Genomic DNA, 25,068 nt, shown 5'->3' with positions numbered 1-25,068 from the left:
TTGTTATTTTGTTTTTTTCTTTTTAAATTTGCTTAATACTTCATAAACGATTGGAACAATAAGAAGTGTTAATAACGTTGAACTTGTTAATCCACCAATTACCGTTACACCAAGTCCTTTAGAAATTAAGCCACTACCTTCAAATCCTAATGCAAGCGGGATAAGAGCACCAATTGTTGCAATTGCAGTCATTAAAATTGGACGAAGGCGTGTTGCACCAGCTTCTAATAAAGCTTCACGTGTTGATAGTCCTTCATTTTCTTTATGAATAACGCGGTCGATAAGCACGATTGCGTTTGTTACAACGATACCGATTAACATAAGCGCCCCAATCATTGCAGATACACTTAATGTTTCACCAGAGATTAATAAGGCAACAAGAGCTCCGATAATTGTAAATGGTAGCGAGAATAAAATTGCGAATGGTGCAAGGGCACCACCAAATGTAACGACAAGAACGAAGTATACAATGGCAATCGCAGCTAACATCGCTAAGCCAAGTTGCTTAAATGATTCTTCAATATCTTTTGTAACGCCGCCCATAGAAACATCTACGCCAGAAGGAAGATCCATTTTATCTACTTCTTTTTGAACAGCGGCAGATGCTTTTGAAACGTCATCAGATGTTAGTTTTGCACTTACTTCTGCATAAACACGGCCATCGCGGTGTTTCACTGTATTCGAAGTTTCACCTTCTTTTACAGTCATAACATCTTTCACAGCCACTTCAGTACCAAGTGGTGTTGTAATTTTACGATTTGTTAAGTCATCGATTGTTGCATAATTTTGTTTTTCAGCTTCGACATATACGTTGACATCTTTACCGTCTTTTTTAATTGTTGTCAGAACAGGTCGATCATGTTGATTAGAAAGTCCCATTCCAATTTGAGCAGCCGTTAAGCCCATTTTACTCAGCTTTTCTTGATCTGCGACTAAAGTGTACTCTGCATATGTTTTTGCAATACTAGAATCTATATCTTTTAAGTCTTTATTTTTCTTCATGATATTTTGAATATCTTTTACGACAGGCTTAATGTCTTCTGAGCTATCTCCGTAAACGTATAGTTTAATTTCGTTACTACCGCCACTTGCTCCGAAGTCTTGGTTTTTCCATTCGCCTTTGCCAGACATCTTCTGTAAATCTTTAACGACTTGTTCTTTCTCTTTTTCAAAGTTTTTCGTGTCGTTATCATATTGCACGAAGAACATTGCTTGGTTTGATTGACCAGGACTCATTGGGTTTTCGCCACCTAATGAGAATTGAATTGTTTTGACGTCTTTATTATTTTGGAAGTGCTTCTCAGCTTTTGTTGCAATTTTTTCAACGTCTTCTAACGTTTGACCTGGTTCAGGGTTGTATGTTGCGATAATCATTTTTTCTTCTTCAGAAGGTAAGAAACTTACACCGATAACTGGTACAAGTGCAAGACTACCAACTAATAGAAGGACAGCGATACTTGATGTAATAATTTTGTGATTTAAAGCCCATGCAAGTATGCGTTTATACCCATTTGCTAATTTACTTGGTTTTTCTTCATGATGTACTTCTTTTTCCCTCATGCTCTCTTTCTTAAATAAGGAATGAGCTAGCATCGGTACGATTGTAACTGCTACTAGTAATGATGCTAATAAAGCGAAGACGATAGTTAAGGCGAATGGTAAGAACATTTCACCAATCATACCTTTTACTAGTCCAAGTGGTAAAAATACAGCAATTGTTACGATGGTAGAAGACATAATTGGGATAAACATTTCTTTCGTAGCTTCACGAATTAAATCTTTTCCGCGCAATTTCTCTTCTGATAACGACATACGTCGGTAAATATTTTCAATAACAACAATTGAGTCATCGACAACGCGGCCTATAGCAACGGTCATTGCTCCAAGTGTCATAATGTTAAGCGTAATATCCATTTGCTTTATGACTAAAACAGCAATTAATAAAGAAAGTGGTATTGAAACGACAGAGATTAACGTTGTTCGAATATTTCGTAGGAACAGCATAATAATAACGATCGCAAAGATAGCACCGAAAATTGCTTTGCTCAGCATTGTTTCTACTGATTTTTCAATAGGTGCACCTTGATCGAATGTTGAAATAATCTCTAAGTCTTTATACTTTTTCTCAAGTTCTTTTACTTTATCTTTTACTGCATTTACAACATCAACTGTATTTGCATCAGAGGCCTTCACAATTTGAATTCCAATTGCTTCTTTTCCATTTGTTCGAGAAATGGATTCTGCTTTCCCAACTTCTTTAATGTCAGCAATTTCATCTAATGTAACTGTTGGAATCCCGTTCATAGCGGCTGGATTCATTTGTGGCGTTTGTGCACCAGTGCCAGCATTTTGACTACCTTGACCGTTAGGTGAGGAAGGTATAGCTGGGATTTTAAGTTCTTTTAATGCTTTAATCGTTGTAATATTGCCATCTACAACAACTGATTTTTCCGTGTCTTTAAATGTGTATAAGCCAAGTGGTAAAGATACATCCGATCCTTTAATCACATTTTTTACAGTATCTTCACTTAGTCCTAGTTCTTTCATTTTATCTTTCTTAAAGATGAGCTGTACTTCATCTACTTGTTGACCAGCAATTTGAACAGATACAACACCATCAAGTCCTTTTAATCCCGGTACAACATTTTTTTCTACATTTTCAGTTAAAGTAGCTAAAGATTCATTCTTGCTTGCTACGCTTAACGAAATAACGGGAAAAGCATTGAAGTTTACTCGTGAAACTTTAGGATCTTTAACACCTTCTGGGAGTTTTACATTTGTGAGAGCTTCTTTAATTTCTGTTTCTGCTTTTTCCATATTTTTGTCAAAATCGTATTCTACTTGAATAGAAGATGCGTTTTGAAAAGATGATGAACTCACAACGTTAACACCGCTTAAATTTTGTAGTTGTTCTTCCATCGGCTTTGAAACTTTATCAGCTACTTCTTCTGGTGTAGCACCAGGATAGACCGTAGTTACTGTCACAATCGGTGTTGTAATATCAGGAATTGTTTCCAGCTTCATATTGAGTCCAGAGTAGATCCCCGCAATAGTAACAATAATGGTTAGTAGCCAAACTGCGAACTTATTTTTTAACGAGAAATTGATGATTTTGTTCATGTTTGCGCTCCCTTTGTATTATATTGACCAACTGGTCAGTCTAATACATAATATAACTGACCGTTCGGTCAATCGTCAATAAAAAGGGATGGTATAATACATTTATAATAAGATGCGAGATTAAATTTAGGAGAGAAGATATGAAAGAAAAAGAGCGTTTAATTATAGAATCGGCTATGAAGTTATTTGCTACTAAGGGTGTAAATGCGACATCAGTGCAGGAAATTGTGACAGCTAGTGGTATATCTAAAGGAGCTTTTTACTTATATTTTAAATCGAAAGATGAGCTTTTATTAGCGACACTTCGATATTATTATGACAAAATCCAAAAGAAAATGCTGGATATTGAACAAGAGTCTTTATTACCACGTGAAAAATTTGCAAAACAATTACATTGTCAGTTTAATGATATACAAAAACATAAAGAATTTATTATTATGCATGCGAGAGAAAATGCAATTCCGTTTAATAAAGAAGTAGAAGAATTTATGATGCGGATGAAGTTAGAGTCTCATGCATTTTATCGGAATAGTTTATTGTCCATTTATGGTGAAAAGGTTATGCCATATTTATTGGATTTAGTAATTATAGTAGAAGGCATATGCCGTGGTTATTTAGAGTTAATTATTTTACAAGCACCAGAAATTGATTTATCGTATGTCGCTGCTTTTATTTTAAAAAGAGTAGATCATTTAGTAGATGGCTTAGTAGAATCTTCGGAAGAACCTATTTTACATGAAGAAAAGCTTGGAGAATTCCTTTGTAAATCAGAGCTTATTAAGGAACAAGTTAAAGAGCATTTTTTAAAAGAAATTATTGTATTTAAGCGTAGTTTAGCTGATCAATTAGAGGATGATGAGTTGTTAGTAACGTTAGATGTTTTAGAGGCGGAAATACGATTGCTTAATCCAAGAATTCCAGTAATTAGAGGTATGTTAGCAAATTTAGAGGCGTATCCGGAATTAAAAGAATTTCGATTACGACTTATAGGATACTACAATATAAAAAATTCTTAATAAAAATAAGTAAAAAACTCCTTGTCTACACAAGGAGTTTTTTCTTAAAGACTATTTACTATTTTGAGACCATTCTTCAACATCCCAAACTTTTGTAATCCAATCTTCATAGAAGTCCGGTTCGTGACATACAAGGAGGATTGTTCCTTTATATGCTTTCATAGCCTTCTTAAGTTCCGCTTTTGCTGTAACATCAAGATGGTTTGTCGGCTCATCAAATAGTAGCCAGTTACTTTCCTCACCCATTAGCTTACATAAACGAACTTTTGCTTGTTCTCCACCACTTAATTGACTTAATGGGCGAGAAATATGTTCATTTTTTAATCCGCATTTTGCTAACATCGCACGAATTTGATGCTGGTCTAAACCAGGGAATGTATTCCATACATCATCAATTGGTGTTATATTGTCAGCTTTAACTTCTTGCTCAAAGTATGCAGGCTCTAAGAAGTCACCAAGGCTTGTTTTACCGCTTAAAGGCTTAATTTTACCTAAGATTGTTTTTAGTAACGTTGATTTACCAACACCGTTACATCCAACAATAGCAATTTTTTCACCACGTTCGATCGTCATTGATAGCTTTGGTAGTAGCGGATGTGTATATCCGATTTCTACATTTTCACCTTCAAAGACGAAGCGACTACTTGCGCGACTTTCTTTAAATGAGAATTCAGGTTTAATTGCTGTTTCTGGGCGATCAATAAGTTCCATGCGATCAAGTTGCTTTTGACGACTCTTTGCACGACCTGTCGTTGAATAACGAGCCTTGTTTTTTGCAATGAAGTCTTCTTGCTTTTTGATAAACTCGCGCTGCTTTTCATAAGCGTTTATATGTTGGTTTTTATTGATTTCTGCTAGTTCTAGGAATTTTTCATATGTCGCTGTATAGCGTGTCATTTTTGTGAATTCTAGATGGAAAATAACATCAACACATTTGTTCATAAATTCTGTATCATGAGAAATTAATAAGAATGCATGTGGATATTCTTTCAAATAATTTGTTAACCAATGAATATGTTCAACGTCTAAATAGTTAGTAGGTTCATCAAGCAATAATACTTCTGGCTGTTCAAGTAATAGCTTTGCAAGCAATACCTTTGTACGTTGTCCACCACTTAGTGCTGAAACATCACGATCTAAACCAATAGCATCAATTCCAAGACCACGTGCAGCCTCTTCAATTTTCATATCTAGTAAATAGAAACCACCTGCTTCAAGTGCATCTTGTATTTCTGCCATTTGTTCAAGAAGTTCTTCTAGTTCTTCTGGTGTAGCAGTTCCCATTTTTTCTGTAACTTCATTTAAAGCTTTTTCCTTTTCGAATAACGGTAAAAATGCATCCGCTAGTACGTCACGGATCGTACGTCCAGGCGTTAAAACAGTATGCTGATCTAAGTAGCCGTAATGTGTGCCCGGTGTCCATTCTACACGACCTTGGTCATGAATAAGCTGACCAGTAATGATATTCATGAATGTTGATTTACCAACACCGTTTGCACCAACTAATCCAACGTGCTCACCTGCTAATAATCGCATAGATACATCTTTAAATAATGTACGATCACCAAATGTATGTCCTAATTTTTCAACTGTTAATAAGCTCATAGTATCCTCCGTCCAACTTGAAATAGTACCTTGAATCATGATACTAAATTCTTTCATATAATGCCATCATTTCAAAATGTATATTTTTTCAAAAGAAGTGTTTGTAAATGTTAGTATATAAAAAAGTTACTTCTACCTACAGAAGTAACTTTTTGGTTATGCCTTTTGTTTAACTTCACTAACTTTCTTTTCAGCTACAATAAAATGCGGTCTACGTTTTGTTTCATAATAAATACGACCGATATATTCACCAATAACACCTAGGAATATGAGTTGAATACCGCCAATAAATAGTATAGCGGAAATGAGAGTAAAGTAACCAGGAACTTCCACACCACCAAGGATGATTTGAACAAACGTAGTGATTACGTATAAAAGTCCTAAAATGGTTGTTAGTAATCCGAGATATATAGATAGACGTAACGGTTTATTATTAAATGAAATTACACCATCAATTCCGTAATTTAATAATTTCGAGAAGGTCCATTTACTTTCTCCATCAGAACGTAATACATTTTCATATTCAATGATTAATTCGTTATAACCGATCCAAGAAAATAAGCCTTTTGAAAATCGGTTGTATTCACTTAAAGATAATAAAGAATCTACTGCTCTTCGACTTAAAAGTCTAAAGTCACCAATACCGTCTACTAATTCAATATCTACAAATTTATTCATCACTTTATAGTAAAGACGAGAGACGAAAGAGCGAACGGGTGAATCACCAGTTCTTGTTCTTTTTGCAATGACTTGGTCGTAGCCGTCGTTATATCCTTCTAACAGTTCTTTTATTAACGTAGGAGGGTGCTGTAAGTCAGCATCCATAATAACAATTGCATCGCCTGTAGCATATTTTAAACCAGCTAACATTGCAGCTTCTTTTCCGAAGTTTCGACTAAATGATATGTAGTGTACTGACGAATCTGAACTAGCTAAATCACGTAAAATATTTAAAGTATCATCTTTACTACCATCATTAACAAAAACAAATTCATAATCGGTAGTTAATTTATGAATTTCAAGAGAAGTCTCTGAATAAAAGGCACGAAGCACCTTTTCTTCATTGTAGCATGGTACTACTATTGAAAGGGTCATTTTTGACACTCCTTGTTTGTAGTGGATTAAAATACTATTTATGTATTATTATAGGAAGCTATCTAAATAGATAGCTTCATGTTTCATTGAGTGCTCATTATTGATTTTTAAAAGAGAGTTTTCGTCGTGCATTTGGATTTGTGAAAATTAGTAAAGCTATACAAATAATTAGTGAGATGATTGATATAGTCATACCTAATTTGAAATAAGGTGTAACGTAAGTCATTTCGATTACATGTGAACCTTTTGTAATGGGAACACCGATAAAGGCAGAATTCGCTTTCGTAAATTCTGTTTCTTTTCCATCAATTTTTATAGTCCAGCCTTTACTATATGGGACAGATAAATATAAAAGCCCGTCTTTATTTGATTTGATATCCCCCTTTAAATAATTGTTCTTATAATAAATATTTTCAAGCCTATTTTCAGTTAGTTTTTTTGTTTCTTTTTGTACACTTTCATAGTTTACAATATTTGCTTGCAAGTCACCTAATTCATACTCACCTGCCATATCAATAGAGATAGTTAGATTTTCTGGACGCTCATTGCCCAAATTGTAAACAAACCTTTCTAACGGATAAGAGTATGCACCAGCATCGTCACCTTTTCCTATCGTTTTTCCATTAACAGTTGCATTGAATGTGCCTGCATTTTTTAATTTTAATTCTATCAGTAGATCACCAGGTGTATCAGGATAATTGATAGGTACAATCATATTTCCAAAGCCATGAACAATTAGTTTATTTTCTTGTTTTTCCATGTTTTCGAATTTTGCTTTTTCCGTTTTAATAGATACTGCCTTTGATTTAAGGTCTTGTTTATTAAAATGGTTTAATGAAAATTCTTTTGTATTATTAACGACAACAGCATGTAATAATAATTGATCACGCTGAGCGAAGTTTAATTTAGAAAATTCTTCCTCACTTATAGCCGAATCATATACATATCCTAACGGTAAAGCATAGTCATTTTTGTAAATATTATACGGTCCTACTTGCTGTAATAGTTTATATCCATAAGGCACATTCTTTGAATCTGTATCAGCACTTAATACGCGATATTTTACACCTAGCATATTTTCAAGTAGTAGTCGACTATCAGCTTGATAAAACATTGAAGGTGTATCGTACATTTGGAATACACCATATTTATTTTTCATAAAGTCATGGACATAATAATTAACTAAGCTTTGATACGTACTTAAGCCATGATAACCTTGTAGCATTGGTGTGTTATATTCGCTATATGGATTAAGAATACGATAAAAGTCTTTATCGTTTTCTTGTATGTAGCGAATTGCAGCAATTTCTTCTTTATTATCATAGCCTGGTTCGTGTAACTTTTCAGTTGAAATCTGGCTCTGTCCGTAAACGGTGCTAAGTATATTATTCGCATACATATAATTCATAGAAACGGTGCTAACAAGGACGTTCAATACAACTAAAAATTGTATGAATGATTTAGAAATATAGCGCCATAAACATACTGTAATAACAGAAAGAACGACAGTTCCGAGTAAAATGTTATCAACGTCTTGTAAAGGTTTATCAGTTACATTTATATTTGCCTTTCTATAAAATGCATAAATGAATAATCCAATAGACACTAATAAACTTATTAAATAAGGTAATTTGTAGTCTTTCTTATGAATAATCATCCAATCTAGAATGTATGCAATTGTTTGGGCAATTACAAATACAAATAAATAAAACCATCTAGATTGCATTGCTGAAAAACCATTAAACACAGAATATGTATATGGAAGCATAAACAGAATGAACATGAATAACGTAAAGAATACTTTACTTTTAACGAGTTTATCACGTATAAACATTCCAAATACGATTAAGAATAAAATTAAAGCTGGTAAAGCTAATTGATGATTTTCAGCATTATACATGAAGAAAATATTTTCCATTAAATCTTTATAAAATTTATCTTCAAATAATAATGGTATCTCAAACTTTTTTGATAGTCGATCAGCGCTAAATACGGCATTAACTGATGGGAGGAAGCAAACGGCAGCTAAACCGAGTGATAATCCGTACAATAAACCGATTCTAATATAATAATTTAGAAAAGAGACAATCGTTTTATTTTGTTGTGTCGCAAAGTATTGGAATAATGCATAAATAAATATGAAAATACTTGTGATAAAAGCAAAATAAAAGTTTGATGCTAACATTAAAGTAGCGGTGATTAGGAAAAGTCCGCGCTTCTTTTCAATAATATATTTATCAAGTCCCCATATTACTAATGGTAAAAATACAATGGCATCAGCCATGAAATCCCATAGTAAAGAGTGGCGGATGAAAGTAATACAGCCACCATATATAATAGCAGCAACAAAAGATGAGAATGCTGTTTTATTATGGTAACGTAAAGAACCATACATGAATACCATAGCTAAAAAGTTTTTTAAAATACTCATGTATAATTTCACGTCATATACTTGCTCAAGACTTAGTTTAGGTAGTAACAGTGTAATCCAGAAAAACGGTGATGTGCTGTAATAATAACTAAACTCTCCAAATAAATCTCCACCTAATCCATAATCAAAAGACCAAAAAAGGTTGCCATCTTTAAAGGCATGTTGTAGAAGAAACGTAAAAAAACCAAATTGACGTAACGCATCCCCTGTACCAGAAAAGGCTTGATTAGATGTTAAAAAGAAATAATGAAAAGCAAAAGCGCACAATAATAATATTGGCATAATTATTATTGTTTTCTTGGAAAAGAATTTATTATTCGGCTTTATGCTCATAAAAATTGATAATCCTCCTTTGAAAGTCGTTACATGTAGCAACTAGTTTTTAGGTAGCATATAAAAACACACCAATTTTTAAAGGTGTGTTCTTTAGTTTTAACATGAGAAAATATATATTTTTGTTGAAGCATATATATTTTTACAAGCGTTGAAGTTCATAGTTTACATGTAATTTAGTATAAGGCATTTTCAGAAAGTAAGTCAATTTGAGCTGGAATATATAGCATTTTTTTACTGAAGAAAAATGATGGTATATAAAAAAGCAAAAAGCTTTTCCATTTTTAAATAGGAAAAGCTTTTTGCTTTTAAGCATGTTTGCGAATAAGCTTTTGTTTTATAAATCCTAAAACGAATCCACGTATTTGAGGATCAATTACAATTCCGATTATACCGTATAGTATACCAGTAAGAGTTAAAGCAACTAATGGTGGTAAGTTGATTAATGCAATTCGGTATATACCGTAACTAATAATAAAGGCTAAGGAATTAAATATAATTCCTTTAACTAATAATTGCATGCCTTTACGAATAAAGAGGGTAAATCCAATTAATAGTGTAATTTCGGTAAGTATGGCTGCGGCAGCTGCCCCCATCATTCCATATTTACTACCTAATACAATATAACCTATGATGGCAACAACTAATCCAATAGTCATTGTTGTTGCACGTTTCCATTGCTGGCCAATCGTTGTTAAATTATCGGCTAGTGGATAGTTAATTGATTGTAAAATAACCATAAACGCTAGAATAGCAAGAGCGTCACCAGCGGGAGCGTATTTTTCTCCTAATAAACTAACAATCCAGAAACTTGGATCAGCAATAAAGGGGATAGAAATTCCCATTCCTAAAAAAGACATAAGTTTTAATTCAAAACTTGATAATTTTCTATGTTCTTCAATATTTTTCTCATTACCAAAAGCAAAAAGTCTTGGATAAAATGCAGCTGCAATTACTCCAGGTATTTGATATAGTACGGCAGGTATTTTATATGCAGCACCAAAGAATCCAACTTGCTTATATGTTGAAACTTTTTCTAATATAATAGGCCCTAATTGTGGTAAGAGCATAATGATGATTCCATTGATTGTGAAAATAAGTAGTTGATCTAAAATGCCTTTATCCCAACCCTTATGTACTTTCGTATAGCGTATTGTCATTATAAAGGCAATAACACCTGTTACAAGACTAGATACCCCGTACATGGCAGCCACCATCATAAGTGACCATTGAAAAGACATCCCTAATAATAGGGCAGCAGCAGCCGTTACACCTTGTAGTACAGAAATAATAGCTGTAAATTGCATGCGTTCTGTTACTTGGAAGTAAGCCATACCAACACCTTGTAAGGTTGCTCCGAACATTGTTGGTAGGACAACCCAATATACCATCGCACGTAAGTAAGCATCGGGATAGAAGAACTGGGCAAAAATAGCGAAAAGTACAGAAATTACGATAGCTAATATTAAACGAATACGTAAATAACTACTTATTAGCACACTAATATTAGCATCGCTTCTCGTTCCTTCACGCATAAACGTATGTGTTAAACCTGCATCTGTAAAGTAACAAATAACAGCTGAAACTGCTAACGCAGTTGTAAACATACCGTAATCACTTGGAGAAACATATCTTGCAAAGAAAATTGTTGCAATAGCCAGTACAAAACGGACAGTAATGTTTCCTACAAAGAGGTAGGATGCGTTTTTTAGAATTTTATTTGTTTTCATGAGAAAAGACCTTTCTATTCTTTAGGACCTGGTTAGCTTGTCCTATTTGTAAATTTGATTTGTTCACAGAAAGAGAGAGTATCGTTATATTTTCAGTTTAAGAAAACAGAAATTTAATTCGTACAAACCAAAGCATTGCATATAGTTTTTTACTACGCTTTCCATTCTTTGAATAGATTTTACGGCAATATTTCTTAATATCTTTTTTGATTAATTGAACTTGTGATTTATCTAATTGAGAGTTTTCCTTAATATATATACAAGCGTTATTGATGACTGTATAAGGGAATAAATAAGTCTCAAGAATCTCAATAAGTGACTGAGGGTCTTTCGTAATGAAATCTTGAGATTTGTTATGTACCCAATCTTTCATACGATTGAATACTTCTAGCTCTTTTGTCGTTTTTAATTCATAATCTTTATACTTAGAAGAAAGATTTCCTTCTGATAAGATTCTATAATAAGTTAAGTATTCATCGACATAACATACATTTGTCACACTCATAAGTTTAAATAAAAACTCTAAATCTTCGCCCCAACTACATCCTGGTGTAAAACGAATGTAATGATCCATTACGATGGATCGTTTGAAAATCCAAGTACTTGTTTGAGCAACAACTTGATGTGTTAGGAATGCTTTTGCCATATCACCTTTAATAAAGTTTGTTGTATGTTCAACCTTCTCGCCTGTTTCTTCGTAGAAATTCATATAACCACAATAGCACGCGTCCATTTCGTTTTTATGCATACTTTCGACTTGCTTCTCAATTTTAGTTGGATGCCATAAGTCATCACTATCAAGAAAAGCGATATATTCTCCGCTAGCATTTTCGATACCTGTATTACGGGCTACCGAAACACCTTGGTTTTTTTGATGAACGTATTTTACTTGCCCTGGGTATTTTTCAGCAAGGTTTTTCACAATAGAAGGTGATTGATCTTTACTTCCATCATCTACAATTACAATTTCAATGTTTTTATATGTTTGATCTAGTATTGACTGCATCGTTTCTTCAATATATTTTTCCGTGTTATACAGAGGTATGACAACAGAAACAAGTTGCTTTTGTTCCATCATAGAATTTTTATCTCCTCAAGTTTTTTATGTCTTGCATCATATATACAAGCCTTTTGGAAGGAAGAAGATTACAAGAACATCTGTATAAGTTTAACGCATATAAACTTTGTAAATCAACTTTCTATTGTTGTACTTTGTATAAAAAGTATTTATTATAGAACGTATTGTGTTGTAAAAATATAGAAATATATTTTGAAAATTATGTATCTGAAGGGAGAAGATGAGATGTTAGGGCGATTTACTCGCAAATCTAATATAATCCTTTTAGGGATTATTATGATAGTCGGTTTTGCACTTCGTTTTGCAACTTTACAAACACATGGTGCAGATCTATCTATAGCTAGCGATGATATAGGTTATCAAAAAACGGCAAATATTTTATTGGAAACAGGGATGTTAACATATCATGAACCAGATAAACCAACGATTCATATTATGCCGGGTTTTCCAGCTTTATTAGCTGTTGTATTTTATTTTTTTGGAAATGGCAGTGAAGGTCTTTTTGTAGCAAAATTAATTATTATCCTATTAGGGGTACTTAGTATTTTGCTAACTTATAAGATTGGTACTTATTTATTGAATTCTGCTGCAGGATTAATAGGTGCTTTCTTATTAGCTGTGTATCCTCCAGAGATTGTTATGGAAAATTTAACTTTAACAGAAGGACCATTTCTATTCCTTTCATTAGGATTAGTATATTGGAGTTTAAAATTAGCTGATACTCATAAAACGAAACATCTTCTGATTGTATTAATTTTCTACTTTTTAGCACTGTACCTCCGTGTACAAATTGCCTTATATCCAATCTTACTATTTGGGTATCTTTTAATGAAACGCTACCCATTCCGTATTATGATGAAGCAAGCGATTATAAGCATAGGAATAGGACTTATCGTACTTGGACCATGGTGGGCTCGCAATTACATTCAATTTGATAAATTTATCCCACTAACTGCTGGGGCAGGGAATCCGTTATTACTTGGAACGTATCAAGGGAAAGGTTACCCAGAAGGTAAGGATATGGGGGAACTTGAAATAGAGTTACATGCAAAATACCCTAATCTTGAAGCACATGAATTTATGGAATTAGAAGAAAAAATAGCGATTGATAAAATGAAGGAATGGTGGAAAACTGATAAGGAATCTATGATAGAGAGTTATTTAGTTTTGAAGCCAGAAATTCTTTGGAAAAAACCGTATTATTCTATAGAGCATAATATTGAAGTATTCAATGTTTCTGCAAAGGATATGAATGAAATATATAATTTTATTAAGACGACGTTTTTAATATGTACAGTACTTTCATTTATTTTCCTTTTAAAAAGGTGGAGAGAGACTACATTTTTATGGTCAATCCTTTTATTGCAAACAGCTTTAACATGTTTTTATGTTGCATATGAACGATATGCATTACCGTTAATACCATTCTTATTTATTATAATTGGAGTTGGGATCGTGGCAACTGTTATGAAAATTAGTAAATTATTAATTAGAAAAAAATAGTTTGCAATAAAAAACATCTTAATTTTTTTAAAAAATTAAGATGTTTTTTTGTATATATTGATATTTAAATAGAAAACTATTCTTTATCGGTTTCAGGTTGCGTTACTTTTAATTTTTGCTTTAATAACGCATAATCTTGCGTTAACGTTACAAGTTGATGATGTAATTTAGAAATTTTTCTTGTTAAGTCAAAAATTAATATGAAACAGAATAATAGTCCAAATAAGAATAAAACAGATGGAGGATATTCTACGTGTAATAGTTGGCCAATCCAATTTATAATTTTTTCAGTAGAACTTAAAATAGCCATTGCAACACAAACAAAAATCCATAAAATAGCATATTTAGTTTCTAAAGCTCCACGACGAATGGAATTAATAATTAATAAAAATAATAATAGAATGAAGATAAATGAAAAGGTAATTATAGGCATTTATTATCAACCTTTCACAATTTTTTGCATCAATATAGCAAGGCTTACTTTAATCATGTAATATGCAGATTTAAGAGGTGTGATAGAAGATTGTCCCCCTTGACGCTCTTGCATATTTACGGATATTTCATTAATGCGTAATTTTTTCTTTTTTAAATGAATAAGGACTTCTGGTTCTGGATAATCTTTTGGATAATTATGTGCAAAAATTTTAATTACTTCTCGATTGATAGCACGATATCCAGAAGTTGGATCCATAAAGGTTTGTTTTGTTAGTACTTTCAGTAGAGCAGTAAAATAAAAAATACCAATTCTTCTAGAAATACTACCTTTATAGGCTGTTTTCTCTGTAAAACGTGAACCTAGCACCATATCGCATTGGTCTTCAGCAATAGGTTTTATAATTTTGTACAAATCATCAGGATTATGTTGCCCATCAGCATCGAACTGAATCGCAATATCATATCCATTCTCATAAGCGTATTTATAACCAGTTTGTACAGCTGAGCCAATACCTAGGTTATATGGTAAGTTCACAAGGTGAACAGGAAAATCATTTACGATTTGAGCTGTTTTATCATGTGATCCATCATTAATAACGCAAATGCTTAATTCTGTAAAATGCTGTTTTAGTTTTAATAATCTTGTTAATGTATCTGCAATTGCTTCTTCCTCGTTATACGCAGGAATAATAATTAACGTTTTTGGTATTGAAATTGGTACCTCAATAGACATTATCGCACCATCCCTTATATACTTAATTATATTATAGTTATTTTTAAACGAACCTTATCTAATATACCATTAATAGTATAGCAAAATAAAGGAAAAACTGGTGGATTATTTTAGGAGGCAAACAGTAAATAAAAGATAAGAGGTGGAATTTTTTACAATAAAAAATACATGCAAGGATGAAATAAACCTGTGCATGTATGAAGTGAGAGTATCGTATTATATATTCCATGGCTTACTTAAAGTTAAAACTTCAGCCATCTCTTTACTTTTTAAACGTCCCTTTTTTCGGTTTTCCGCGCGTTCTAAACCGGTTGTGTGTAACCAATGTTCTTCTTCAGTTTCAGGAAGTACTTGTGGTACGGATGAAGGTTTTCCATCTTTTATTGCCACAAATGTAATGAAGCAAGTAGCAGCAATTCTACGCTCGCCTGCTAATAAGTTTTCTGCGATTACTTTTACGAAAACTTCCATTGAAGATTTCCCTGTATAACATACAAATGCTTCATAACAAACAGAATCAGCTTGGTGAATTGGAGTTAAAAAATCAACTGAATCAATAGATGCTGTTACGCAATGTTTACGACTATGTCTTGCAGCCGCAATTGAAGCAATACTATCAATTTCTGCTAATAATTTCCCTCCAAAAAGTGTTTGGTGATTATTTAAATCGTTAGGAAAAACACGTGTTGTCTTAATTGCTTTAGATTCTCGCATGAATTTCTTTTCCATATATTCAGCCCCTATAGTCTGTTTTCAATCAGAATAATATGTGTAAGCGGATTACTCATATTAGATATTTAATGAAGTAAAGTGTATTCCAAAAGAGGATTATTTAAACTTCTGTATTTGTATTCATGTAACTGAAAGAAAATTTATTTTATCTAAAATGTAGTGTAAAAGAGGATTCGCTTACATTGCAAGTAAAAAGTAATGACTATGTATTTGTCATAGAAATTCCCTATCAGCCGTGTACCCATTCATGGTAGAATCGTTTTGTTATGAATGGAAATAGAGGTGCAATGGACATATGAATCATATACAAACAAATTTTTCATCTTTCTTCAATAAAATTACAATCGGTGCGATGCTCGCATTTTTTGTTTATAGTTGTTGGGCAGCATTTGAGACAAGTAAGCAATTTTTTGGAGGAAGTACAACAAGTGTAACAATCATATTGGCGATTTTTGTCATACTCATTTTGTTAGTGGCATCAATTCTACAATATCGTTTTACAGATAAACAATTTCTTATTTTTCTTATAAGTATATCTATAGTTGTGAGGCTTAGTATGCTGTTATTTGTAGATGCTACAATAATTGGTGATATGAAAGTGATGTATGAGTCTGCAAAGCAGATTGCAATTGGTAATAATATAGGGACTGTAACTCATTTACCTTTTATTATATATGAATCGGTAATTATTCGTATATTTGGTGATTCATTATTCGCTTTACAACTATTTAATGTGCTATTTTGCACAGGAACAGCATTATTTATTTATCGTATTGCGGGAATGGTTTTTGGAGAAGAATGCGGTCGTATTGCTTCTATCTTTTATGCTCTGTATATTCCAAATATATTCATGAGTTCCCTATTAACTCCTGAGTCACTTGCAATATTTTTATTTTATTTTGCTTGTTACATACTTTTATATAAAGGATTAGATCATGCTTATATGTGGGTGTTTTCAGCGATTTTATTTGCATTTAGTAATATGATTTTCCCAATGGGATTATTTCTTCCTATTTTTATTACGGTATATGTATTATTAATCGAAGTATTTCAATCAGCAACGAAACAAAAGGTGTTACTAAAAATGATAGGGATACTTATTCTATTTTATAGTGCCCATTTTGGTGTGAATTATGGAATTAAGGCAATAGGATTGTCACAATATACAATTTCAAATGAGACGTATGTTCAATCTGTTTTAATTGGAAAAACGCAACATGAGGAAAAAATATCGAAAAATCAAAGTGTAACAGAGCATATTGATCAAAAGTTAAAAGAAATTGAGGGAGAAAGATTTAAACTTTTAGAGCCGATGATAAATCAGTTTTCAGATGAAGGAATAAATTCTATTCTTTTCAAATGTGAAAAACTGATATATATAGCCGTAACATTGTTTATGACTATAGCTCTATTACACTTTCTTATTAAGAAACAACAAAATGAGGGATATATGTTGTTTTTATTTTTAATTAGTGGCTACGTATTGTTAAAGCTCTTTCAAGTAGATATGGTATATTACAATGTAATTATGCCGGCATTGTTCATTTTGCAGAGCTTTGGTGTTTATATGAGTTATGTGTATTGTCAAAAAATATTTTTCAGAAAATAAAAAGAATCCATTCTGGATTCTTTTTTTGATGGAAGATGAAATTTAGTAGTCAGTGTAGATGAAAAATATGCCTGACTTGAATTTTATCCCGCTATTTTTCAGACAGCAAGACCCCCACCTCAAAATCAAGGAAAGCAAAGAAGTTAGGTGGGGGCTGATAATCAACGGGGGATGAACAAAACCCCCGTTGATTAAAGTTTCACTTTATCTTATCGATTTAGTTCTAGTTGCAAATTATCGGCTGTTAGAGCCATTTGTGAGGAATCATCTTGAATTCCTTTCATTACTTGTGAAATAGCTTGTAGTTCGTGTTCAATTTTCTTATTCTGTTCTTTTGAGTTAGACATATCTTTTACGATTTCTTGGAAGTATCGATCTGTTGCCGACATACTATCCGTTCCTTCCGATACGAGAGAGCTAATTTGTTTCACGGAAGACGAGACACGGGTAATTTGTTCATTTGTTTTTTCGACGAGCTTTGTAACGTTAAATATAGATTCTTTCGTTTGCTCTGATAATTTTCGAATTTCACCAGCAACAACAGAAAACCCCTTCCCAAATTCTCCAGCACGTGCAGACTCGATAGCTGCATTTAGTGCGAGTAAATTGGTTTGCTCCGCAATCGATTTAACAATATCTATGATTTCATTAATTTTGTTAGAAATATTGAGAAGTTCATGAGTATCTGTAATAATCGTCTCCATATTCATTTGAATAGATCCCATTCGTTTGTTTTGCTGGTTTAATTGTTCTTTCCCTTTATTCGCTTTTTCTTCAGATGTTGTAGCTAATGATGTACCTGTTTTAGCAATCTCTACAATAGTTTCAGATTTGGCGGTTAGTTTTTGAATAGAAGAGCTTGTTTTTTCAGATACAGCAGCTAGTTCTGTTGCGATATGCGTAATTGTCATAGCAGTTAATTCTTTTTCTTTCTCAAGCTCTTTTTGCATTCTTTCATATTCAGATTCATAAGCTGCAAGAACAAGTTCTTGTTCAAGAGTGAATAATTTATTTATAACATTTATAGAATATGAAAAATCATCGATTGTCGTTATTTTTGTTTGCAAAATCTTCATGATAGAGCGGAATAATTCTTGATAAGCAGCAGTATACCATTTTCGATGTAAACCAATTTGTACATGCCTTTTGGCAATCCTAACACGCTGTTCAATAAAATCTTCATGCATATTGCCGCTGAATAATTCTTTAATATGTGTTTTTAAAGTTTGTTTTAGTTTTGGAATAGAGCTGTAACGCTCAATAATAGTAATTAAATTAGGTTGTTTTGTAATGTTGGCATAGAATTTTTCAGTAATCCAATCAATTTCTGCATAAATAAAAGGCTGTAGTACTTTTACAACTTGTAAATCTTCTTTTGAAATATGTAGCATATCCATTTGAATTTTTAATTCAGAATTAGTAGGTACATTAAAAGTTATTTGTTGGTCCTTACTTAATTCGATTATACTGGCATTTGTTTTATTAATATTTTTTTTGAAAACCCCAAGCATCATTCTTCCCCCTGTATATAAAACGTTTTCAATTTTAAAACTAATATAGAGTAATTATATATGCTTATATATAATTACTCTATATTAGTTCGTTGAATAGTATATAAATTAAGAGAATTCTATCTAGAATTCTCTTAATGGCCTTTATTAATTTTAGCATGTGTTTTAAAGAAAACAGGGAAATGCACATTATATATTACAGTGACGACACGAATAACGAATGTTACTAATAAACAAACATAGAAAGCTAATACGTGCGCCCCCATAGCATGTGTGATTAGGAAGCTAATTGCTCCTAAGATAGAAGCGATTGCGTAAATTTCTTTTCGGAATACGTAAGGGATATCTTGAGCACAAATGTCACGCAAAATACCGCCTCCAATACCTGTAATGACTCCCATTGAAACAACAAGAAATGAGGCGTCAACATGATGTGACATTGCCGCATTTGCACCAATAGCTGTAAAAACGCCTAAGCCAACAGCATCAGAAAGCATAATAACGACTTGAAGTTTATTGATGCGCTCAAAAAACATACAAGTAAATAATGCTGATAATACACTTACGAAAAAGTAAATGGGTTTTACAAATGCGACAGGGGGCAGGTTACCAATCATGATATCACGAATAATACCGCCGCCGAGCGCAGTAGCTACAGCTAAACAAAGGACACCAAATAAATCTAAATCTTTTTTTAAACCAACTAATGTACCAGAAATGGCAGCGGCGATAATGCCAAGAAACGTAAATATATCGATTAATAACATGGCCTTAATCCCTTCCTCTTAAAGATGTTCCAGAGAAAAAATATACACTAAAGTATTGGAAATAACAATTACTTTTCGCTACATGTAGAAAAACGGATAAAATTCATAAAGAAAGCGTTTGAAAATGTTTGGAAAATAGCCATAAAGTAATTTGAAAAGGATATGAAAAGATTAATTTTACATTTTTTGATGTTGTTTATTTGGTAAAACATTACAATTATAGATAGGTTATTTATATTTGTATAAAATGATAAAAAAATATTTATATACTGACAAAAATAAGGGGATGGTTGTTAGATAGATTTTATAAAAATAGGGGAGTATAGCTAAAGGACGATAATTTCTATTACTGATTAATACTTGTCCTGGCTAGTTTTAGCTGGAAAAATAGTTCTCGATTTGAATATGAGTTATGTTATAATTGCTAGGTGTGTTTGAATGATAAAAAATTATGATTAAAAGATAATGTTAAGATTTTGTATGGAGGTCTTGGAATGTTAGCAAATCAAGCTAGGGTTAGATTTGAGCATTTTTTGCTCTTTTTTATTATTTTACAGCCTGTTTTAGATTTATTAACGTCTCTTAGCATCACTTTATTAAAGTCAAATGCTACCGTTGGAATTTTAGTAAGATTCCTTATTATGGCTGTTGGTGGCATTTACATTTTAATTCAGGCAAAAGAGAAGGAAAATAGAAAGTTTTTAATTTATCTTATATTGTTAGCCGGAGTTTTAGGGATAGGATTTATTAATAACAAACTAGTTAAGGATCCTATTGTACTTAGTGAAGAGGTTAAATTCGTTGCGAAAGCATTATATATATATATCATGCTGGGATCATACATTTTAGCTTTAAAATCATTGAAAAAGACAGTTAATATTAGTGATAAGGTTCGAAATAGTATTGTATATTCTACATTAATCATTAACGCAATTATGGTTATTTCTATTTCAACATCTACTGACTTTGGTAGTTATGAATGGATGAAGGTTGGTTCTCGAGGTTGGTTCTATGCAGGGAATGAACTAGGTTCAATCTTAGCTATTATTTTCCCTATTGTAGTACTATATTCTATTCAAAAAACAAAGAGCTGGAAACACATTTTATATTGGATTCCATCACTTTTAATGATTTATTCGCTAATTCAAGTTGGTACAAAAGTAGGAATGGGCTCAATTGGTGCTACGCTAGCGGCAGCAATCGGGATTATTTTACTACAATTATTATTTGATAGAAAAAATCCGAACAAAAAATCCCTTGCACTTAATGCAGTAATTGCTATTGTCCTATTAGCTGGTGTAGTCGGAACGTTTAAACAAACGCCATTAGCACAAAATATGGGTATTCACAATAATTATTTATCAGAGCAAAATGTGGCGCAGCAAGGTCAAAAAGAAAAAGAAATTAAAGAGAAGCTGAAAAAAGAGCAAGAACTTAAAGCAAAAGAAGAAAATCATCATAAAGTTGAAAAGCCAGAAGAAAAGGCGAAGATAGAAGAGGAAGTTAAGAAAGAGCTTGAGAAAGAGCAAAAGAAAGAAAATCAAGAAAATCTTATTTTCAGTGGACGTCAAGTATATGAAGAAAGACATAAGCAGTTCTTTAAAGAAGCGCCAATGTCACAAAAGTTATTAGGAATGGGTTATGCAGGTAACTTTAAATACAATGAACAAAAGCAGCCAGATCCAAAACTAATTGAAATGGACTTCCATGATTGGTTTTATGATTTCGGGATTATTGGCTTTGTATTACTAATGATTCCATTTATTTATTACGGGCTAAGAATTCTACTAGCATTTGCTACGAGATTTAAGGACATATTTAATATAAAATATGGAATGATTTCAGCAAGCTTATTGTTAGCGTTAGGTATTGCTTATATTGCAGGACATATTTTAACAGCACCAGGAGTTGGGATTTACTTTGTAGTGGTGTTAGCTTATCTAATAGTAGACCTAGAAATTGAATGATAAAAATAAAAGCTAACTTTTGTTAGCTTTTATTTTTTAGTACAGTAAAATAAAAATAGATGGAAACGTAGCGAGGATTTAAAGGAGGAAAAAATATGAAAATATTGCATATGAATGCAGGAGCAGAAGATGGGGGAGGGAAAACACATATTATTTCACTTCTCGATCAGTTTCCAACTGGTGAAGTAGAATTAGCAGTATTTGAAGATGGAATTGTTGCGAAGGAAGCAAGGGAGTTAGGGATAAAAGTCCATGTGTTTTCACAAAAATCGCGCTATGATTTATCCATTTTAAAGAATATAAGTGAATTTATTAATAAAGAAAAATTTGATGTAGTTCATACACATGGCCCTAGGGCTAATTTCTATGTTTCTTTAATGAAAAAGAGAATAAAGGCAAAATGGGTAACGACTATTCATAGTGATCCATTTCAAGACTTTACTAAACAGGGCTTAAAAGGTTGGATTTTTACGAAATTAAATTTGAAAGCCTTAAAAAATATAGACTTATTTTTCGTTGTAACAAATAGATTGAAAAAAAGCCTGGCAGCATTAGGTATTTCAAATGAAAAGATGCATGTTATTTATAATGGAATTGAATACGATAAGGAAAAAGCAGAAGGCTATAATAAAAAAGAAATGTTCAATATTGATGAAGATGTATTTACGGCAATCCAAGTAGCACGATTACATCCTGTCAAAGGACATGAAGTTTTATTCGATGCGTTACAACAAACAAAATTAGAGAAAATTAAAGTATTATTAGTTGGCGATGGCCCATTAGAAGAAAATCTAAAGTCATTAGCTACTGAAAAAGGGATTAACGATAAAGTAGAGTTTTTAGGACATCGTCAAGATGTAAAACAATTATTTGCATCGTCACATGTAAATTTATTAACTTCCCATAGTGAAGGGTTCCCACTAGTTTTATTAGAAGCGGCAAATCAGCGCGTACCATCAATTGTGACTAGGGCTGGAGAAATTGAACCATTAATCGTAGATGAAACTTACGGATGGATTGTGCCGACAGGTGATGGAAAGGCATTAGCATTAGCTTTAGAAGAAGCGTATGATAAGTGGAAAACTGGAGAGTTAGCAGCAATGGGTAAACATATTTATGAGCATGCTACTATGAACTTCTCACTTCAGAAACTATATGAAGATACAAAGGAAACATATAAGCAATTAATAGCGAAAAACTTGTAATGATAGAGAGGATAGTTAACTATGGCAGTACAAACAGTTGATATTCTAGGCGTTCCTTTTTCTACAATGACAATGGATGAAACGGTCCAATATTTAAAAGAACAACTAGAAGCGGAGCGAACTCATACGTTTCAGGTAGTAACAGCAAACCCTGAAATTGTTATGTGCGCAAAAAAGGATGAAAAGTTCTATCAAACATTATTGAATACAGATTTAATTACACCTGATGGTATTGGGGTTGTAAAGGCAAGCGGGATGCTTGGTACACCTTTAAAAGAACGTGTAGCAGGTTTTGATTTAATGTGTAATTTACTTGCGAAGTTATCAGAAGATAGTAAGCCGGTATCTGTTTTCTTATTAGGTGCAAAGCCGCATGTTGTACAAGCTGCAGCAGATCATTTAACAAAGACATATTCAGCTGTATCCATCGCCGGTATACAAGATGGTTATTTTAAACAAGAAGACGAAGAGAATATTATTTCTCGCATTCAAGAAGCAAAACCAGATTTATTACTTGTTGCACTTGGTTTCCCGAGACAAGAGAACTTTATCCAAAACAATAAGCATCGTTTAGAAACGAAAATGGCTGTTGGAGTAGGTGGAAGTTTAGACGTATGGGCTGGAGAGGTAAAACGTGCACCAAAATGGATTCAAGCGATTCATTTAGAGTGGTTTTATAGATTATGCAGTAATCCAACACGCTGGCGTCGTCAGTTAGTATTAGCGGAATTTTTAAAAGAAGTAATGCGTTCGAAAAAGTAGCGAAATATCGCTGCTTTTTTTATTTGTTCATTTTTAATAAATTGAAACTTTAATCAGTGAGGCATCCCCACAGATTATTAGCTCTCACCAATCGGGATAGACGTTTTACTTTTTGGGAATGATGAAGGAGAATTTTTTACACAAAAGTATTTTACTTATACAATTCACACATGTAAAATGATGTGTAAAGACACCTGTGTGAGGAGGACTTCTAGTGGGCAAGGTTAAAGAAATTTCGAAGCGCAAACTACTAGGTATAGCTGGGCTTGGATGGCTATTTGATGCAATGGATGTTGGAATGCTTTCATTTGTAATGGTAGCCTTGCAAAAGGATTGGGGATTAAGTACGCAAGAAATGGGCTGGATAGGCAGTATTAACTCAATCGGTATGGCAGTAGGAGCGCTTATTTTTGGGATACTATCAGATAAAATAGGGCGAAAATCAGTCTTTATTATTACATTATTATTATTTTCTATCGGTAGTGGTTTAACTGCATTAACAACAACACTTGCGATGTTTCTCGTTTTACGCTTTTTAATTGGTATGGGGCTTGGCGGAGAGCTTCCGGTTGCCTCTACACTAGTATCAGAGAGTGTTGAAGCGCATGAACGTGGGAAAATTGTTGTGTTATTAGAAAGTTTTTGGGCAGGTGGATGGCTAATTGCAGCTCTTATCTCGTATTTTGTTATTCCTAAATATGGTTGGGAAGTTGCGATGGTATTGAGTGCAGTTCCAGCATTATATGCTTTATATTTAAGATGGAATTTACCGGATTCCCCAAGGTTCCAAAAAGTTGAAAAAAGGCCATCTGTTATTGAAAATATAAAATCAGTTTGGTCTGGGGAATATCGTAAAGCAACAATTATGCTATGGATTCTATGGTTTTGTGTTGTTTTTTCCTATTATGGAATGTTCCTTTGGTTACCGAGTGTAATGGTGCTAAAAGGATTTAGTTTAATAAAAAGTTTCCAATACGTACTTATTATGACATTAGCTCAACTTCCAGGATATTTCACAGCTGCTTGGTTTATTGAACGTCTCGGTCGTAAATTTGTTTTGGTTACGTATTTAATCGGGACAGCTTGCAGTGCTTATTTGTTTGGGGTTGCGGATTCATTAACAGTATTAATCGTGGCAGGTATGTTACTATCCTTCTTTAACTTAGGTGCTTGGGGAGCATTATACGCCTATACACCTGAGCAGTATCCAACGGTTATTCGTGGTACAGGTGCAGGAATGGCAGCGGCATTTGGTCGTATTGGTGGTATTCTTGGGCCACTATTAGTGGGATATTTAGTTGCCTCAGAAGCTTCACTATCATTAATATTTACGATTTTTTGTGGATCAATTTTAATTGGTGTATTCGCTGTAATAATACTTGGACAGGAAACGAAGCAACGAGAATTAGTATAAAGTGAAAATTTAAACGTATCCC

Annotated in this window: 18 protein-coding genes and 1 pseudogene; 7 read left to right on the top strand and 12 right to left on the bottom strand. The window is 32.9% G+C overall.

Features of this window, described 5'->3' with window-relative positions; all coding sequences use genetic code 11:
- Positions 1-3: 3 nt before the first annotated feature.
- Positions 4-3,120, bottom strand: a complete 3,117-nt coding sequence (locus NST86_RS27845) for an efflux RND transporter permease subunit (protein ID WP_109140750.1) — start codon at positions 3,118-3,120, stop codon at positions 4-6.
- 140 nt (positions 3,121-3,260) lie between these two features.
- Between NST86_RS27845 and NST86_RS27840 the strand changes: the two genes are divergently transcribed.
- Positions 3,261-4,136 carry a TetR/AcrR family transcriptional regulator gene (locus NST86_RS27840; protein WP_000659645.1) on the top strand — a complete coding sequence of 292 codons (876 nt, stop codon included), beginning with the start codon at positions 3,261-3,263 and terminating at the stop codon, positions 4,134-4,136.
- Positions 4,137-4,187: 51 nt separating this feature from the next.
- Here NST86_RS27840 and NST86_RS27835 read toward each other — a convergent pair whose 3' ends face one another.
- The 5 genes from NST86_RS27835 to NST86_RS27815 all read right to left on the bottom strand — a co-directional run bounded on the left by NST86_RS27835 (position 4,188) and on the right by NST86_RS27815 (position 12,408).
- Positions 4,188-5,741, bottom strand: coding sequence for an ABC-F family ATP-binding cassette domain-containing protein (locus NST86_RS27835; protein ID WP_000055410.1), 1,554 nt, complete (start codon positions 5,739-5,741; stop codon positions 4,188-4,190).
- 156 nt (positions 5,742-5,897) lie between these two features.
- Positions 5,898-6,836 (bottom strand): glycosyltransferase family 2 protein, encoded by a 939-nt coding sequence (locus NST86_RS27830; RefSeq protein WP_000175827.1) that lies wholly within the window; start codon positions 6,834-6,836, stop codon positions 5,898-5,900.
- Between the two features lie 97 nt (positions 6,837-6,933).
- Positions 6,934-9,600: a YfhO family protein gene (locus NST86_RS27825; protein WP_206905508.1), complete on the bottom strand. Its 2,667-nt coding sequence runs from the start codon at positions 9,598-9,600 to the stop codon at positions 6,934-6,936.
- 308 nt (positions 9,601-9,908) lie between these two features.
- Positions 9,909-11,330 carry an oligosaccharide flippase family protein gene (locus NST86_RS27820; protein WP_227593355.1) on the bottom strand — a complete coding sequence of 474 codons (1,422 nt, stop codon included), beginning with the start codon at positions 11,328-11,330 and terminating at the stop codon, positions 9,909-9,911.
- Between the two features lie 97 nt (positions 11,331-11,427).
- On the bottom strand, positions 11,428-12,408 hold the full coding sequence (locus tag NST86_RS27815) for a glycosyltransferase family 2 protein (RefSeq protein ID WP_000970521.1): 981 nt from the start codon (positions 12,406-12,408) through the stop codon (positions 11,428-11,430).
- 225 nt (positions 12,409-12,633) lie between these two features.
- Between NST86_RS27815 and NST86_RS27810 the strand changes: the two genes are divergently transcribed.
- On the top strand, positions 12,634-13,911 hold the full coding sequence (locus NST86_RS27810) for a glycosyltransferase family 39 protein (RefSeq protein ID WP_000901469.1): 1,278 nt from the start codon (positions 12,634-12,636) through the stop codon (positions 13,909-13,911).
- Between the two features lie 76 nt (positions 13,912-13,987).
- Here NST86_RS27810 and NST86_RS27805 read toward each other — a convergent pair whose 3' ends face one another.
- From NST86_RS27805 to NST86_RS27795, 3 genes are all read right to left on the bottom strand, one after another.
- Positions 13,988-14,344, bottom strand: coding sequence for a DUF2304 domain-containing protein (locus NST86_RS27805; RefSeq protein ID WP_001121767.1), 357 nt, complete (start codon positions 14,342-14,344; stop codon positions 13,988-13,990).
- Between the two features lie 6 nt (positions 14,345-14,350).
- Positions 14,351-15,079 carry a glycosyltransferase family 2 protein gene (locus tag NST86_RS27800; protein WP_000021476.1) on the bottom strand — a complete coding sequence of 243 codons (729 nt, stop codon included), beginning with the start codon at positions 15,077-15,079 and terminating at the stop codon, positions 14,351-14,353.
- Positions 15,080-15,295: 216 nt separating this feature from the next.
- Positions 15,296-15,808: an acyl-CoA thioesterase gene (locus tag NST86_RS27795; protein ID WP_000412120.1), complete on the bottom strand. Its 513-nt coding sequence runs from the start codon at positions 15,806-15,808 to the stop codon at positions 15,296-15,298.
- Between the two features lie 298 nt (positions 15,809-16,106).
- Between NST86_RS27795 and NST86_RS27790 the strand changes: the two genes are divergently transcribed.
- Positions 16,107-17,420: an ArnT family glycosyltransferase gene (locus NST86_RS27790; RefSeq protein WP_227593356.1), complete on the top strand. Its 1,314-nt coding sequence runs from the start codon at positions 16,107-16,109 to the stop codon at positions 17,418-17,420.
- Positions 17,421-17,629: 209 nt separating this feature from the next.
- Here NST86_RS27790 and NST86_RS34930 read toward each other — a convergent pair whose 3' ends face one another.
- From NST86_RS34930 to NST86_RS27780, 3 genes and pseudogenes are all read right to left on the bottom strand, one after another.
- Positions 17,630-18,331, bottom strand: coding sequence for a methyl-accepting chemotaxis protein (locus tag NST86_RS34930; protein WP_370658441.1), 702 nt, complete (start codon positions 18,329-18,331; stop codon positions 17,630-17,632).
- Positions 18,332-18,385: 54 nt separating this feature from the next.
- Positions 18,386-18,931: pseudogene (locus NST86_RS34925) on the bottom strand (protoglobin family protein); the annotation flags it as partial.
- A gap of 134 nt (positions 18,932-19,065) precedes the next feature.
- Positions 19,066-19,698: a trimeric intracellular cation channel family protein gene (locus NST86_RS27780; RefSeq protein WP_000924371.1), complete on the bottom strand. Its 633-nt coding sequence runs from the start codon at positions 19,696-19,698 to the stop codon at positions 19,066-19,068.
- Between the two features lie 494 nt (positions 19,699-20,192).
- Between NST86_RS27780 and NST86_RS27775 the strand changes: the two genes are divergently transcribed.
- From NST86_RS27775 to NST86_RS27760, 4 genes are all read left to right on the top strand, one after another.
- Positions 20,193-21,665, top strand: a complete 1,473-nt coding sequence (locus NST86_RS27775; protein WP_000880749.1) for an O-antigen ligase family protein — start codon at positions 20,193-20,195, stop codon at positions 21,663-21,665.
- Positions 21,666-21,760: 95 nt separating this feature from the next.
- The gene (locus NST86_RS27770) at positions 21,761-22,870 is read left to right on the top strand and encodes a glycosyltransferase family 4 protein (RefSeq protein WP_000697464.1); all 1,110 of its coding nucleotides are present in this window, start codon (positions 21,761-21,763) and stop codon (positions 22,868-22,870) included.
- Positions 22,871-22,891: 21 nt separating this feature from the next.
- Entirely contained in the window at positions 22,892-23,632 is a 741-nt protein-coding gene (locus NST86_RS27765) for a WecB/TagA/CpsF family glycosyltransferase (protein WP_000290748.1), read from the top strand.
- Positions 23,633-23,846: 214 nt separating this feature from the next.
- Positions 23,847-25,046 carry an MFS transporter gene (locus tag NST86_RS27760; RefSeq protein ID WP_000521077.1) on the top strand — a complete coding sequence of 400 codons (1,200 nt, stop codon included), beginning with the start codon at positions 23,847-23,849 and terminating at the stop codon, positions 25,044-25,046.
- Positions 25,047-25,068 lie beyond the last annotated feature (22 nt).

The organism is Bacillus sp. FSL L8-0199 (genome assembly GCF_038005705.1).
GTDB classification, from domain to species: domain Bacteria; phylum Bacillota; class Bacilli; order Bacillales; family Bacillaceae_G; genus Bacillus_A; species Bacillus_A cereus.
This window is presented reverse-complemented; position numbering and strand designations above follow the sequence as displayed.

Coding starts and splice junctions, on each gene's coding strand:
- NST86_RS27845 (WP_109140750.1), bottom strand. CDS start 3,120: ATGAACAAAATCATCAATTTCTCGTTAAAAAATAAGTTCGCAGTTTGG.
- NST86_RS27840 (WP_000659645.1), top strand. CDS start 3,261: ATGAAAGAAAAAGAGCGTTTAATTATAGAATCGGCTATGAAGTTATTT.
- NST86_RS27835 (WP_000055410.1), bottom strand. CDS start 5,741: ATGAGCTTATTAACAGTTGAAAAATTAGGACATACATTTGGTGATCGT.
- NST86_RS27830 (WP_000175827.1), bottom strand. CDS start 6,836: ATGACCCTTTCAATAGTAGTACCATGCTACAATGAAGAAAAGGTGCTT.
- NST86_RS27825 (WP_206905508.1), bottom strand. CDS start 9,600: ATGAGCATAAAGCCGAATAATAAATTCTTTTCCAAGAAAACAATAATA.
- NST86_RS27820 (WP_227593355.1), bottom strand. CDS start 11,330: ATGAAAACAAATAAAATTCTAAAAAACGCATCCTACCTCTTTGTAGGA.
- NST86_RS27815 (WP_000970521.1), bottom strand. CDS start 12,408: ATGATGGAACAAAAGCAACTTGTTTCTGTTGTCATACCTCTGTATAAC.
- NST86_RS27810 (WP_000901469.1), top strand. CDS start 12,634: ATGTTAGGGCGATTTACTCGCAAATCTAATATAATCCTTTTAGGGATT.
- NST86_RS27805 (WP_001121767.1), bottom strand. CDS start 14,344: ATGCCTATAATTACCTTTTCATTTATCTTCATTCTATTATTATTTTTA.
- NST86_RS27800 (WP_000021476.1), bottom strand. CDS start 15,079: ATGTCTATTGAGGTACCAATTTCAATACCAAAAACGTTAATTATTATT.
- NST86_RS27795 (WP_000412120.1), bottom strand. CDS start 15,808: ATGGAAAAGAAATTCATGCGAGAATCTAAAGCAATTAAGACAACACGT.
- NST86_RS27790 (WP_227593356.1), top strand. CDS start 16,107: ATGAATCATATACAAACAAATTTTTCATCTTTCTTCAATAAAATTACA.
- NST86_RS34930 (WP_370658441.1), bottom strand. CDS start 18,331: ATGACAATTACGCATATCGCAACAGAACTAGCTGCTGTATCTGAAAAA.
- NST86_RS27780 (WP_000924371.1), bottom strand. CDS start 19,698: ATGTTATTAATCGATATATTTACGTTTCTTGGCATTATCGCCGCTGCC.
- NST86_RS27775 (WP_000880749.1), top strand. CDS start 20,193: ATGTTAGCAAATCAAGCTAGGGTTAGATTTGAGCATTTTTTGCTCTTT.
- NST86_RS27770 (WP_000697464.1), top strand. CDS start 21,761: ATGAAAATATTGCATATGAATGCAGGAGCAGAAGATGGGGGAGGGAAA.
- NST86_RS27765 (WP_000290748.1), top strand. CDS start 22,892: ATGGCAGTACAAACAGTTGATATTCTAGGCGTTCCTTTTTCTACAATG.